Below are 13,310 nucleotides of genomic sequence, written 5' to 3'. Positions count from 1 at the left end.
GGGCGTGGTGTGTCATCAAGCGGGTTTGGATCTGGATTCGTATGCGTATTGCTTACTTCGTCAATCAGTACCCGAAGGTGAGTCACAGTTTCATACGGCGCGAAATCCTGGCGATTGAACGCCTGGGCATTACGGTTCAGCGCATTGCCCTGCGCGGATGGGACGCCCAGTTGCAGGACCCTGAGGATGTCTGCGAGAAAGCCAAAACGGTGTATGTGCTGCAGCATGGGCTGGCGGGTTTGCTCAAACCGCTCTGGCGCGTGCTGCGGGCACAACCACGGCGTTTCTGCCAAACCCTGAGCCTGGCCTTGCGCATGGGATACAGGGCGGACCGCGCCTGGCCGTATCACCTGGTATACCTGGCTGAAGCCTGCCAGGTACTGCTCTGGCTGCAGCAAAGCGGAGCCTCCCACGTTCATGCCCACTTTGGCACCAACTCCGCTGAAGTCGTCATGCTTGTCCACGCACTGGGTGGGCCGCCGTTCAGTTTCACCGTCCACGGACCGGAGGAGTTCGACAAGCCGCAGTTCCTGCACCTGGGCGACAAGGTCGACCGTGCAGCGTTCGTAGCGGCTGTCAGTGCCTACGGACGCAGCCAGCTATATCGCTGGGTGGCCCACGCCAACTGGCCGAAGGTCAAGGTGGTGCATTGCGGTCTGGAACGCGCGTTTCATGAGGTGCCCAGCGTGGCGATACCCCAGGCCCCGAGACTGGTTTGCGTGGGCCGCCTGTGCGAGCAGAAAGGCCAGTTACTGCTGCTGGAGGCCGCGTCCCGGCTGGCGGCGCGTTCCATCGCCTTCGAACTGGTGCTGGCCGGTGATGGCGAGATGCGTGGCGAGATAGAGCGGTTGATCGCCCATCATGGCTTGCAGCAACAGGTATGCATCACCGGCTGGATCGGCAGTGAGCAGGTGCGCGAGCACATGCTTGCGGCGCGTGCCTTGGTGCTGCCCAGCTTCGCCGAAGGGTTGCCCGTGGTCTTGATGGAGGCCATGGCGCTGCGTCGTCCTGTGCTGAGCACCTATGTGGCAGGTATCCCCGAACTGGTGCGCCCTGGCGAGAACGGCTGGCTGGTGCCAGCGGGGGACGTCGAACAATTGACCGAAGCCATGGCTGACTGCCTCCGGCAGCCGGTCGAGGCGTTGCAGCGGATGGGCGCAGCCGGCCATGCGCGGGTGTTGGAGCGGCATGATGTGGACACTGAGGCGGCCCGGCTGGCCGAGTATTTCAAGGCAACGGCATGATCACTGTATTGACGTTCTTACTGGGGGGGCTGGCGCTCCTAGTCTCGGTTCCGGTGCTGGTGCTGCTGGGGCAGGTGTTGCTGGCCTACCTTCCCGCTCGTGCGCAACCCGTCGCTGCCCGGGCGCGCCCGCAGGTTGCCGTGCTGGTCCCGGCCCATGACGAGGCCAGCATCATCGCCGCCACGCTCGCGAGCCTGGTGCCGCAACTGCAAGCCGGTGACCGCCTGCTGGTCGTGGCCGACAACTGCAGCGACGACACAGCGCGACGGGCCGAGGAGGGCGGTGCTGAAGTGGTTGTGCGTCAGGATGCCTTGCGCCGGGGTAAAGGCTATGCGCTGGACTTCGGTATGCGTCACCTGGCCGCCGACCCGCCCCAGGTGGTGATCATCGTCGATGCCGATTGCCGTGCTGAGCAAGGGGCGCTCGAACAACTGGCCCTTCGCTGCGCGCAGAGCGGCCGGCCGGTGCAGGCGCTGTACCTCATGAAGGCGCTGGCAGGTGCCGGTCTCAAGGTGCAGGTGGCCGAGTTCGCCTGGCGGGTCAAGAACCTGGTCCGGCCCCGTGGCTGGGCACGGGTGGGCTTGCCCTGCCAGCTCATGGGCTCGGGCATGGCGTTCCCGTGGCAGGACTTGGCCGCCGTGGACCTGGCCAACGGGCATCTGGTCGAAGACGTGAAATTGGGCCTTGACCTCTGCCAGCGGGGCACGCCGCCGTTGTTCTGCCCGCAGGCGCTGGTCACCAGTCAGTTCCCGACCAGTGAGCAAGGCCTTAACAGCCAGCGCACGCGTTGGGAGCACGGGCACCTGGGGCTGATGCTGGCCGATGCGCCCCGTCGCGCCTGGGCTGCCTTCAGCCAGCGCAACGTGGCCTTGGCCGGTTTGACGCTGGACGTGCTGGTGCCTCCGCTGGCCCTGCTGGTCCTGATGTTGCTGGGGCTCAACGCCCTTACCTGGGTGGCCTACGCCGTAGCAGACGTGGCGACACCTGCCTGGATGGCGCTGAGTGCGTTGCTGCTACTGGCGCTTGCCGTGCTGCTGGCCTGGGCACGATTCTGCCGCGACGTGATCCCGTTCTCGGTGCTGCTGTATGCGCCGTTCTACGCCTTGCGCAAGGTGCCGGTTTACGTGGGCTTTCTGATCAAGCGCCAGGTGGAGTGGGTGCGCTCCCGCCGGGAGGACGATTGATGGCCGCAAAGCAGTGGCCAGCACGGTGGCACGCGGTGATCGACCAGCTGCAGGTGGTCGAGGATAGCGAGGCTGCTGAGCGCCTGCTGCACGCCTTGGCTGCCCCTGTAGCCCCGACCGTGCTGGGCTTCGTCAATGCCCATGCCATGAACCTGATCGTTCGCGATGACGCCTATGGCGAGGCGCTGCTGGGCGCCGATGTGCTGCTGCGCGATGGCTCGGGCATGGCGATGCTGTACCGTCAGCTGGGGTTGGCGCCAGGGTTGAACATGAACGGGACGGATTTCATTCCTCGGCTGGTGCACGCCTACGCAGGCCGCCGCGTGGCCTTCTGGGGCACCCGCCAGCCTTATCTGGGGCAGGCTGTTCAGTGCTGCGTTGCCACCTATGGCGTCACGCCGGTTTCGGTGCATGACGGCTTCGCCGACGTGTCGACGTACCTGCACCTGGCGACCGAGCATCGGCCGGATCTGATCCTGCTAGGCATGGGCATGCCCAAGCAGGAGGCCGTGGCGGCTGCGCTCAAAGGCACGGGCCTTGTGTGCACGATCGTTTGCGGCGGCGCCGTGTTGGACTTCATGGGCGGCAAGGTCCATCGCGCACCGGCCTGGGTCAGGCGGCTGGGTGCAGAGTGGCTGTACCGCTTGCTGTGCGAGCCCCGGCGGCTGTTCATGCGCTACGTGGTGGGCAACCCGCTGTTCCTGTTACGCGCCCGGCGGTTCGCCCGGGCAGGGCGAGCGCTGCATCCTGGCGGCTGACGACATGGCGCGGTCGCCCGAAGTTACCGCGCAGCCAAGGACGGGCTGCTACAGTGATATCACCGCTACAGACACCCGCGCGCGCCTGCTGCTGTACCGGTTTCGCCAACGCTGTCCTTCAGTATCAAAGGGCGATTACAGGCCCTGGCCATGTACCCATCGATGAGGTCTGAAATGGTGTTCGAACCCCGAAGCAGCCGGTCTTTGCTTCAGCGCAGAAGCAGCGTCAGCAACGCCGTGCAAGCCGGTCTGGATGGCGTGGCGGTGACCGGCATTGCCTGGTACCTGATCTACGACCAGTTCGGCTACATCACGTCCGACTACGTCATCATGTTGCTGTTGCTGATCGGGGCACTGGCGGTCATCTACGATCACTACGCCATCTATCGCACCAACGTCGGGCTGTCGATCAAGGCGTTCCGGCTGTTCAAGGCATGGTCGGCAACGTTCTGCTTTCTGGTGGTCATGGCCTTTCTGACCAAGCAGAGCGAAACCTATTCACGGCTGTTGGTGGTGGAATTGTTCGTTATCGGCTACATCGCCCAGCTGTTTCTGCATGTTGCCGTGCGTGAACTGCAAAAACGCTTTACCGCCCACGCTCGCCTTGAGAACGCCCTGATCATCGGCGACGGTGACCTGGCTAATTTCCTCTATCAGAAAATCAGCAGCAACCCCTGGTTCGGGGAACGGGTGGTAGGCTGCGTGTTGACCGCAGAAGCCGCGCCGCTCGGCGACGACGTCGAGCACGGCAAGCAGCGCCTGCCGGTGCTGGGGCATATCAGCGATTTGGACGGCATCGTCGCCCAGCATGGCATCCGCACGGTCTACCTGGTGACGCCACTGGGAGGCTCGCAAGTCATCAGCGACGTCTATTTCAAACTGCTCGACAAGTGCATCGCAGTGAACTGGGTGCCCGACATTTTTTCCCTACGCCTGATCAACCATAGCGTGCGCGAAATCGCCGGTATTCCTGTCCTGACCCTGTCTGAAACCCCGTTGACCGGCATGAGCCTGTTCCTGAAGAACCTCGAGGATCGTGTCCTGGCGGCACTGATTCTGCTGTGTGCATCGCCGGTGTTGCTGGCTGTGGCCCTGGCGATCAAGCTCGACAGCCCAGGCCCGGTGTTCTTTCGCCAGGAACGCACGGGCTGGACCGGGGAATCGTTTCGGATCTGGAAATTTCGCAGTATGCATGTTCACCAGCCCGAAGCCGGGCAGATCAAGCAGGCACAGAAAAACGACCCGCGCCTGACCCGGGTCGGCGCCTTCATCCGGCGCACCAGCCTCGATGAGCTGCCGCAGTTGTTCAATGTACTAACGGGCGAGATGTCATTGGTTGGCCCCAGGCCCCATGCATTGCAGCATGACACCTTGTACTCCCAGGACATCGTCGACTATTTCGCGCGCCACAACATCAAGCCAGGCATGACCGGCCTTGCCCAGGTGCGGGGCTTCAGGGGTGAAACTAAGGACATCGAGCAGATGATCCAGCGTGTCGATTCGGACATCGAGTACATCAACAACTGGTCCCTGTGGCTGGATTTCGTGATCCTGGTGCGCACCCTAAACGCCTTCACCGGCAAGCAGGCGTACTAGCGACCCAAGCCAGACAGGCTGGGTGTTTTGCGCTACAGATCTTGCGGTGCGCCAGTCAGGGGATGCAATTCTCGAAACGCCTGCGCTTCTGCCACCAGCCAGTCGTGTACCGCACGTGCGCCGGGCTGGTTCAACCCGCCAGGCGGGTAGTGCACCACGTAGCGCTTGTGGTTGGGGATGGCGACCCCGAATGGCACGATCAGCGCGCCACGCTCCAGTTCGTCGTTGAGCAGGGTACGCCGGGCAATGGCCACGCCAAGGCCCGCAATGGCCGCCTCGATGGTCAGGTGGTTGCGGTTGAAGGTGTGGCCACGCCGTACGGCTTGCGCAGGCGCACCGATGCCTTCCAGGTAGAACTCCCATTCGGCATATTCCGAGCTGCCTCGCCAGGCCGTGATGTCGTGCAGCAACGGGTAGTGCACCAAGTCCGCTGGCCCGTGCAGCGGGGGACGCCCACGCAGCAGGGCTGGGGAGCAGACCGGGAAGATCTGCTCGGCCAGAAGCGGCGTCGACAGCATGCCGGGGTAGCTGCCGTCATTGAGGTCGATCGCCAGGTCAAAATCCCCAGGCGTCAGGGCCTGTGCGCTGTCCTCGGCCACCAGCCGCAGCTCGATGTCTGGGTAGCGTTGCTGGAAACGTGACAGCCGCGGGGTCAGCCACTTGGCCAGGAACGAGGGGATCGAGCGCACCCGTACGGTGCCGCGTATTTCACCTGCATCCAGGCGCACCAGTTCTGCCTCGATGCTGCCATAGGCGTCCGCCACCGTCTGAGCCAGGCGCTGGCCTTCGGCGCTCAGTTCCACGCCACGGGCGCGGCGCAGGAACAGCCGATAACCCAGGCGCTCCTCCAGTTGGCGCATCTGCTGGCTTACGGCCCCGGGGGTGATATGCAGCTCTTCGGCGCAGCGGGTGAACGACAGGTGACGGGCGGCACAGGCGAACACGTGCAGCCAGACGAAGGATTGCCCTGTCAGTTGGCGTCTCATGGTTTAGTCCTGCTAAAGGCTGGCTTAGGAAGTTTCGTTAGTCATTTGTAGCACAGGGGCGCAGTATCTCGCGAAACGGGCCTGTGCGCCTGAGGTTTTCAAGTGTTGGGCGTTTTGGCAGCAGCAACCGCCCGTCAGGTATTAGCATGGCTATCAGTGTTTTCGACCTTTTCAAAATCGGTATCGGCCCATCCAGTTCGCATACGGTCGGCCCCATGCGCGCCGCCGCCACGTTTGCCCAAGCGCTGCGCGAGCAAGGCTTGCTCAACAGCACCCAGCGTGTCGAAGTACGCCTGTATGGTTCGCTGTCGGCCACTGGCGTGGGCCATGCCACTGATCGAGCCTGCCTGCTGGGCCTGATGGGACAATGGCCAGACCGCATCGACCCTGCCAGCATCGATGCGCGCATCGGCCAAGTGTTGCAAGAGCATTGCCTGATGCTCGACGGCAGCCATCCTGTGGCGTTCGACTACGCCCGCGACCTGCTGCTGCTCGATGAAAACCTGCCCTATCACCCCAACGCCATGCGCCTGGAGGCGTTCGACCAGCATGCCAGCCTGCTGCACCAGACCTACTATTCGGTAGGCGGCGGGTTCATTGTCGAGGAGGCCGAGCTGACCGCGCCGGTGGGTCTGTCGCCAACCGTCACGCTGCCTTACGAGTTCGACAGCGCAGCCGAGCTGCTGGCGCTGTGTAGCCAGCATGGCCTGAGCGTTGCGCAGTTGATGATGGCTAACGAATGCGCGTGGCGGCCCCAGGCGCAGGTGCGCGACGGGCTGTTGCGCATCTGGGCGGCCATGCGCGAGTGCGTCGACAATGGGCTGCGCAACGAGGGCGTATTGCCGGGCGGCTTGCAGGTCAAGCGCCGGGCGGCCAAGCTGCACCGCAGCTTGCAGGAGCTGGGCAAGCCCAACGTCATCGGCTCTACCTTGAGCGCCATGGAGTGGGTCAACCTGTTCGCCTTGGCCGTCAATGAAGAGAATGCCGCCGGTGGGCGCATGGTCACCGCACCCACCAATGGCGCGGCCGGCATCATCCCGGCCGTGTTGCACTACTTCATGAAATTCAACCCCGGCGCCTGCGATGACGACGTGGTGGATTTCCTCCTGGCGGCTGCGGCCGTGGGCATCTTGTGCAAGAAGAATGCGTCAATTTCCGGTGCCGAGGTGGGCTGCCAGGGCGAGGTGGGCTCAGCGTGCTCGATGGCAGCCGCAGGCCTGGCGCAGCTGCTGGGCGCTACGCCCCCGCAGCTGGAAAATGCCGCTGAAATTGCGTTGGAGCACAACCTGGGCCTGACCTGTGACCCGGTCGGCGGCCTCGTTCAGGTGCCCTGCATCGAGCGCAATGCCATCGCCGCGGTCAAGGCGATCAACGCTGTGCAGATGGCGCTGCGCGGTGACGGGGAACACTTCATTTCCCTGGACCGCGTCATCCGCACCATGCGCGACACCGGTGCGGACATGCACGCCAACTACAAGGAAACTTCTCGCGGCGGCCTGGCCGTTGCGTTCGTGGAGTGTTGAGCACCCTGCGCTTCAGCGCAGGGCAGTCGAACCCGGGCTGCTGTGCATGGCCTGTTTGAACAGGCCCTTGAGTTGTTCGTTGCCCGCGTCAATCAAGTGGTTGTCATCGAAATACAGCGGCCTGCCGTCCTTTGAACCCATGCACTTGCCGTCCGGGCAGAGGTAGGGCACCGGGTCAACGATACCTGCGTGGCAGCGTTCGGCCGCCGTCTCGATGGCTTCCAGGGCCAGGCGGTTGCGCGCCTGGTAATCGCTCACAGGCGTGACGATGTCGCTGTTCATGCCTAGAAGCCGGTGCTGCAGGGTCAGGCCCTTGTAGACACTGAACGGCATTTCCGGCACCGGCTTGACGATGTACACCGGGCGATTTTGTGCCAGCATGCACACCGTTTGGGTGTAGGTCTGGATGAACTGCTGCTCGAATTGCGGGCCGCTTTGGTGCTTGTCGCCGTTGAAGTAGACGCTATAGCCACTGTGCCGGCGCTGGTCGGTATACAGCGCTGCGCGGCTGAACAGGAACAAGGGTACGCCAGGGTAGTCCGTGGCCAGTTGGGCGAACTTGTCGGCGTTGAAGGCTTTGCAGTGCTGCTCGACGTCCTTGTCGCCCATTTCGAAGTCGATCAGGGTAGGGCAGCCGGCCCGTGCCCAGCCCATCGCCGCGCCGGGGTTTTCCAGCATCAAGGCCGCGGCGGTGGATTGGGCATGGCTGTCGCCCAGCAGAAGGGCCGAGATATCGCCGGTGCCCAATACGCACTGTGCGGCCCCGTACGGGTTGGTGTCGCAGTGCTGTGCGTACAGCTTGCTGTCGTACTCCGGCTTGCCGTCATCGTGGGCCCAGCGCAGTTGCGGGTTGTGCTTGATTGCCGAGGCCACGGCCCCTGCCGCCGCCACCCACACCAGGCCCATGCCTGCGTAACGGGCAAGGCCCAGTACCGGGCGCTTGAGGGCGCGTGTCCTGCTTTCGATCAACCCATAGGACGCCGCGCCCAGCGCAACCGACAACAGCACCGCACAGGTCACCGCGCGCCAGTCTTGCAGCAGCCCGCAGGTATAGAGCAACACCACCAATGGCCAATGCCAGAGGTAGATCGAATAAGACGTCTTGCCCAGAAATGCCAGTGCCCGGTTGCGTGCGAACAGGCTGTTGGCATTGGCGTGGATCACCAGCAGGGTGCCGATCACCGGTATCAGGGCCAGGTAACCCGGCCAGGTAGCGTCGTGGGGCAGCAGTGCCAGGGCGCCTGCAATCAGTGCAAGGCCCAGGGCTTCGCACAGTGCCGCCGCCCTGGGCGAAAGCGCGAGCGGATACAGGAACACCAGAGCACCGGCGAGCATTTCCCAGGCTCGGGTAGGCAGCAGGAAGAACGATGCGACCGGATGGCCTGGGCTGTAGAGCGCCGAGAACACCAGCGAGGCGGCACCAAGCGCCAACACAAGCCGCTTGAAGGTAGGCGGTGCGCACACGTTGTGCAGGCCCATCACGATCACGGGATAGATCAAGTAGAACTGCCACTCCACCGACAGCGACCAGGTGTGCAGCAGCCAGTTTTCCTGAAGCGGTGCATCGAAATAACTGCCGTCACGGGCGAAATAATGGTTGGACGTGAACAGCAGGCTTTCCTTGCTGGTGCGCAGCAACTCCCGGTAGTCGTCCGTTGCCAGAAAGAAATACCCGAACACGGCCAGGGCGATGCACAACCCCAGCAGGGCCGGAATGATTCGCCTGGCCCTGGCCGCGTAGAAACCGATTAGCGAGAACTGCTGCTTGTCCAGGCCGCTCACGATGATCCGGGTCATCAGGTAGCCCGAAATCACGAAGAACACATCCACGCCGAGAAACCCGGCCGAGAACCCCGGGATCTTGAAGTGGTACAGCACGACCGATATGACGGCCAACGCCCGCAGGGCGTTGATGTTCTTGTGAAACAGCATGGGAGGGGTCCTGATCTGGCCTGGGCCGGGTGGCCCGCTTCCTTTTGGCATGGTCGGCGCGACCATGCATTTCGAGGGGCGCAGACTACCACATGGCCCATGGCCTGTACCTGAACGTCTTCACCCCAGGGCCTCGCGCAGCCGGTACCACAACATGCCAAGGGCCAGCAGGGGCGAGCGCAGCGCTCTGCCGCCGGGGAACGTGAGGTGGGGCACGGCGCTGAACACATCCAGCCCCTTGCTTTGCCCCAGCGCGATGCTCTGGGCAAGCAGCCTGGCCGTCCAGTGTGTGACGTTCAGCCCATGGCCCGAATAACCCTGGGCATAGTAGACGTTGGGATGATCACGCAGTCGCCCGACCTGTGGGAAGCGGTTGGCCGTGATGCCGATCAGGCCGCCCCATTGATAGTCGATGCGCACTTCGCCCAACTGCGGGAACACCCGGTGCACCTTGGGCCGCATGTACGCGGCGATATCGCGGGGATCGCGCCCGGAGTAGTGGCAGGCACCGCCGAACAGCAAGCGCCGGTCGGCGGTCAGGCGATAGTAGTCCAGCCCCACCTTCTGATCACACAAGGCCATGTCTTGGGGAATGAGCGACATTGCGACCGTTTCCTCCAGTGGCTCGGTCACGACCACGTAGCTACCCGCTGGCAGCACCTTGCCGCTGAGCCTGGGCTCCAGGCCCTCAAGGTGGGCATTGCAACCCAGTACCAGGCTGGCAGCGCGTACCTTGCCGTGCGCGGTGTGCACCGTTACGGTGGAGCCATGGTCGATGCGCATGACCGGGCTCTGTTCAAAGATCTGCACCCCCAGGGACTGCGCCGCTCGGGCTTCGCCCTGCACCAGATCCAATGGGTGCAGGTGCCCTGAGCCCATGTCCACCATGCCGCCTGCATAACGGTCGCTGCCAACCACTTCGCGCAGGCGCTCTGCCGGCACCCGGTAGGTGTGAGGCTGGTAGCCCAAGGCCGCCAGCTCCTGCTGCTCGGCGGCAAAGGCAGCGAACTGGGCGGGGGTATTGGCCAGCTCGCAGAAGCCCCAGCGCAGGTCGCATGCTATGCCGTGGCGGGCGATGCGCTCAGCCACCAAGGTCACCGAGTCGATGCCTGCCTGCTTCAGATACCTCACGCCGTCCTCGCCCACGTACCGAGCGAAGCCGTTGACATCATGGCCGATGCCACGGATCAGCTGGCCGCCATTGCGCCCGCTGGCACCCCAACCCACGCGCCGGCCTTCGAGCAGCACCACCGACAGGCCGCGCTCGGCGAGTTCCAATGCGGTGTTGACCCCTGTCAGGCCGCCGCCGACGACGCACACATCGGCATCGACTTCGCCGTCGAGGTACGGATAGCGGGTTGTATCACGGGCAGTGGCCGCATAGTAGGACGCGGCATGTTCGGCAGATAAAGGCATGGGTAAGGCTCACTCAGCGATTGGACTTGATCTTGGTCCAGGCGCGCGTCATCAGGCGCATGATCTTCGGGCTTTGTGTCGTGGAGATGTACAACTTGTCCAGCACCTGCTGGGGTGGGTAGACCTCGGGGTTGTTCACCAACGCCGGGTCCATGAATGCCTTGGCATCGGGGTTGGCATTGGCATAACCGACCGTCGCACTGACCTTGGCGATCACCTGTGGGTCGAGCAGGTAGTTGATGAAGGCCAGGGCCTGCTCGGGGTTGTTGGCATCCTTGGGGATGGCCAGCAGGTCGAACCACAGGTTGCTGCCCTCCTTGGGAATGCTGTAGGCGATCTTCACACCATTGTTGGCCTCTGCCGCGCGGTTGGCAGCCTGGAACACATCGCCCGAATAGCCAAAGGCGATGCAGATGTTGCCGTTGGCCAGGTCCGAGACGTACTTGGAGGAATGGAAGTAGGTGATATAGGGCCGCAGGGCCAGCAGGCGCGCCTCGGCCTTGGGATAGTCCGCTGCGTTCTCGCTACGCGGGTCCATGCCCAGGTAGTTGAGCATGGCCGGGAACAGCTCATCGGGCGAGTCCATGAAGGCCACGCCGCACTGCTTGAGTTTCTTGAGGTTTTCGGGCTCGAACAGCACCGCCCAGGAGTCCACCCGATCGATGCCCAAGGCTGCCTTGACCTTGTCCACGTTGTAGCCGATGCCGTTGGTCCCCCATAGGTAGGGCACTGCATAGCGGTTACCGGGATCGTTCTGCTCCAGCAGCTTGAGCAGCTTGGGGTCCAGGTGCTGCCAGTTGGTCAGCTTGCTGCGATCGAGCGGCAGGAAGGCGCCGGCCTGAGCCTGGCGTGCCAGGAAGTGGTTGGACGGCACCACCACGTCATAGCCGGTGCGACCTGCCAGCAGCTTGCCTTCGAGGGTCTCATTGGAGTCGAACACGTCGTACACCACCTTGATACCGGTGCTGGCCTGAAAGTCCGCCAGCGTCGTGTCACCGATATAGTCGGTCCAGTTGTACACGCTGACCGTCGGCGCTGCCTGGCTGGTGGCCGCGAACAATAGGGTGAATGCAGAAGGGATCAGGGCTTTCAGGTAATGCATGACGACACCTCGTTGGCATTGTTGTGGGTGTACGGTGCTAAGGGGCCGCGTTGCGGCCCCTGCAGGATCAGACGCTCAGCATCAGGAACTCGCGCTCCCATGAGCTGATGACGCGTTTGTAGTTCTCATGCTCGGCCCGCTTGACCGCCACGTAGCCCTGCACGAATGACTTGCCCAGGTACTGTTGCACGGTCTGGCAGTCTTCCATGTGCTGCAGCGCATCCTCGATGGTGATCGGCAAGCGCAGGTTGCGCCGTTCGTAAGCCCGGCCCTGGACCGGCGCGCTGGGGTCGATCTGCTCGACCATGCCCAGATAGCCGCACAGCAGGCTGGCGGCGATGGCCAGGTAAGGGTTGGCATCTGCGCCCGGCAAGCGGTTTTCCACGCGCATCGACTCGGGCGTGGACGTGGGAACGCGCAGGCCCGCGGTGCGGTTCTCTTCGCCCCACTCGACGTTGACCGGGGCGGAGGTGTCCGGCAAGAACCGGCGGAACGAGTTGACGTTGGGGGCGAACATCGGCAGCAACTTGGGTATGTACCGTTGCAGACCGCCGATGTGGTGCAGGAACAACTGGCTCATGGTCCCGTCATCGTTGGCGAACACCGGCTTGCCGGTGGCCACGTCGAGCACGCTTTGGTGCAGGTGCATGGCACTGCCGGGTTCATCGGTGATGGGCTTGGCCATGAACGTGGCCGCCACGTTGTGCTTGAGGGCCGCTTCGCGCATGGTGCGCTTGAACACCGTGATCTGGTCGGCCAGGTCAAGCGCGTCACCGTGGCGGAAATTGATCTCCATCTGCGCCGGGCCGTCTTCATGGATCAGGGTGTCCAGGTCCAGCCCCTGCAGTTCGCACCAGTCGTAGACGTCCTCGAACAAGGGGTCGAACTCGTTGGCCGCGTCAATGGAGAACGACTGGCGCCCACTCTCGGCACGCCCGGAGCGGCCCAGCGGCACCTGCAATGGCAGGTCCGGGTCTTCGCAGCGCTGGGTGAGGTAGAACTCCATCTCAGGGGCTACGATGGGTTGCCAGCCTTTATCGGCATACAGTTGCAGCACTTTCTTGAGAACGTTTCTAGGTGACAGCTCGATCGGGTTGCCCTGTTTGTCGAAAGTGTCATGGATCACGATGGCGGTCGGCTCGATGGCCCAGGGAATTTGGTACACCGCACTGGGGTCAGGCCGGCAGATCATGTCGATGTCGGCCGCATCGAGCAGGCTGTAATAGATGTCATCGTCGACATAGTCGCCGGTGACGGTCTGCAACAGTACGCTCTCGGGCAGGCGCATGCCCCGTTCGTGCAGGAACTTGGCGGTAGGGGCGATCTTGCCGCGGGCGATGCCGGTCAAGTCGCTGATGACGCATTCGACCTCGGTGATGCGGTGCTCTTTCAGCCAGGCGGACAGCTGATCGAAGGGGGCGTTCATACGGACCTCTTGAGGTTATCGGTGAGTGCGCGGCATCACAGGTGAACAGGCATTGGCTTCCCAGTCGACGCGCTGGCGACTATCTTGGTCGCAGTCCCGGCTACGATCTATCCACTTTCTACGCTGTCGAATGCACCATAAGA

10 protein-coding genes are annotated in these 13,310 nt (G+C 63.4%); 5 read left to right on the top strand and 5 right to left on the bottom strand.

Annotated features, from left to right (window positions below; translation table 11 throughout):
- Nucleotides 1-41: 41 nt before the first annotated feature.
- The 4 genes from B2J77_RS11195 to B2J77_RS11180 all read left to right on the top strand — a co-directional run bounded on the left by B2J77_RS11195 (nucleotide 42) and on the right by B2J77_RS11180 (nucleotide 4,782).
- Nucleotides 42-1,244, top strand: a complete 1,203-nt coding sequence (locus B2J77_RS11195; RefSeq protein WP_078478661.1) for a glycosyltransferase — start codon at nucleotides 42-44, stop codon at nucleotides 1,242-1,244.
- The gene (locus B2J77_RS11190; RefSeq protein ID WP_078478660.1) at nucleotides 1,241-2,428 is read left to right on the top strand and encodes a glycosyltransferase family 2 protein; all 1,188 of its coding nucleotides are present in this window, start codon (nucleotides 1,241-1,243) and stop codon (nucleotides 2,426-2,428) included. Before B2J77_RS11195 ends, B2J77_RS11190 begins: the two co-directional genes overlap by 4 nt.
- A complete protein-coding gene (locus tag B2J77_RS11185) occupies nucleotides 2,428-3,186 on the top strand; it encodes a WecB/TagA/CpsF family glycosyltransferase (RefSeq protein ID WP_078478659.1) in 759 nt (252 codons plus the stop codon). Before B2J77_RS11190 ends, B2J77_RS11185 begins: the two co-directional genes overlap by 1 nt.
- A 174-nt stretch (nucleotides 3,187-3,360) precedes the next feature.
- Entirely contained in the window at nucleotides 3,361-4,782 is a 1,422-nt protein-coding gene (locus tag B2J77_RS11180; RefSeq protein ID WP_078478658.1) for an undecaprenyl-phosphate glucose phosphotransferase, read from the top strand.
- 32 nt (nucleotides 4,783-4,814) lie between these two features.
- On the opposite strand, the gene B2J77_RS11175 is transcribed toward B2J77_RS11180, so the two are convergent.
- The gene (locus tag B2J77_RS11175; protein WP_058639231.1) at nucleotides 4,815-5,768 is read right to left on the bottom strand and encodes a LysR substrate-binding domain-containing protein; all 954 of its coding nucleotides are present in this window, start codon (nucleotides 5,766-5,768) and stop codon (nucleotides 4,815-4,817) included.
- A 146-nt stretch (nucleotides 5,769-5,914) separates the two neighbouring features.
- On the opposite strand from B2J77_RS11175, the gene B2J77_RS11170 reads away from it, so the two are divergent.
- Entirely contained in the window at nucleotides 5,915-7,291 is a 1,377-nt protein-coding gene (locus B2J77_RS11170; protein ID WP_078478657.1) for an L-serine ammonia-lyase, read from the top strand.
- A gap of 12 nt (nucleotides 7,292-7,303) precedes the next feature.
- Here B2J77_RS11170 and B2J77_RS11165 read toward each other — a convergent pair whose 3' ends face one another.
- From B2J77_RS11165 to B2J77_RS11150, 4 genes are all read right to left on the bottom strand, one after another.
- Nucleotides 7,304-9,223, bottom strand: coding sequence for an acyltransferase family protein (locus B2J77_RS11165; protein WP_078478656.1), 1,920 nt, complete (start codon nucleotides 9,221-9,223; stop codon nucleotides 7,304-7,306).
- Between the two features lie 120 nt (nucleotides 9,224-9,343).
- A complete protein-coding gene (locus tag B2J77_RS11160; RefSeq protein ID WP_078478655.1) occupies nucleotides 9,344-10,639 on the bottom strand; it encodes an NAD(P)/FAD-dependent oxidoreductase in 1,296 nt (431 codons plus the stop codon).
- A 13-nt stretch (nucleotides 10,640-10,652) separates the two neighbouring features.
- Complete coding sequence (locus B2J77_RS11155) at nucleotides 10,653-11,741, bottom strand: polyamine ABC transporter substrate-binding protein (RefSeq protein ID WP_058639235.1); 1,089 nt, start codon at nucleotides 11,739-11,741, stop codon at nucleotides 10,653-10,655.
- Nucleotides 11,742-11,808: 67 nt separating this feature from the next.
- On the bottom strand, nucleotides 11,809-13,167 hold the full coding sequence (locus tag B2J77_RS11150) for a glutamine synthetase family protein (RefSeq protein ID WP_058639236.1): 1,359 nt from the start codon (nucleotides 13,165-13,167) through the stop codon (nucleotides 11,809-11,811).
- Between the last annotated feature and the right edge of the window lie 143 nt (nucleotides 13,168-13,310).

The sequence above is a fragment of the Pseudomonas parafulva genome (assembly GCF_002021815.1).
Lineage (GTDB): Bacteria > Pseudomonadota > Gammaproteobacteria > Pseudomonadales > Pseudomonadaceae > Aquipseudomonas > Aquipseudomonas parafulva_B.
Note: the sequence above shows the minus strand (reverse complement) of the source record. Positions and strands in the feature narration are given on the sequence as shown.

Bases quoted from the DNA above. Each gene is read 5' to 3' on its own strand.
- B2J77_RS11195 (WP_078478661.1), top strand. From the start codon at position 42: ATGCGTATTGCTTACTTCGTCAATCAGTACCCGAAGGTGAGTCACAGT.
- B2J77_RS11190 (WP_078478660.1), top strand. From the start codon at position 1,241: ATGATCACTGTATTGACGTTCTTACTGGGGGGGCTGGCGCTCCTAGTC.
- B2J77_RS11185 (WP_078478659.1), top strand. From the start codon at position 2,428: ATGGCCGCAAAGCAGTGGCCAGCACGGTGGCACGCGGTGATCGACCAG.
- B2J77_RS11180 (WP_078478658.1), top strand. From the start codon at position 3,361: ATGGTGTTCGAACCCCGAAGCAGCCGGTCTTTGCTTCAGCGCAGAAGC.
- B2J77_RS11175 (WP_058639231.1), bottom strand. From the start codon at position 5,768: ATGAGACGCCAACTGACAGGGCAATCCTTCGTCTGGCTGCACGTGTTC.
- B2J77_RS11170 (WP_078478657.1), top strand. From the start codon at position 5,915: ATGGCTATCAGTGTTTTCGACCTTTTCAAAATCGGTATCGGCCCATCC.
- B2J77_RS11165 (WP_078478656.1), bottom strand. From the start codon at position 9,223: ATGCTGTTTCACAAGAACATCAACGCCCTGCGGGCGTTGGCCGTCATA.
- B2J77_RS11160 (WP_078478655.1), bottom strand. From the start codon at position 10,639: ATGCCTTTATCTGCCGAACATGCCGCGTCCTACTATGCGGCCACTGCC.
- B2J77_RS11155 (WP_058639235.1), bottom strand. From the start codon at position 11,741: ATGCATTACCTGAAAGCCCTGATCCCTTCTGCATTCACCCTATTGTTC.
- B2J77_RS11150 (WP_058639236.1), bottom strand. From the start codon at position 13,167: ATGAACGCCCCCTTCGATCAGCTGTCCGCCTGGCTGAAAGAGCACCGC.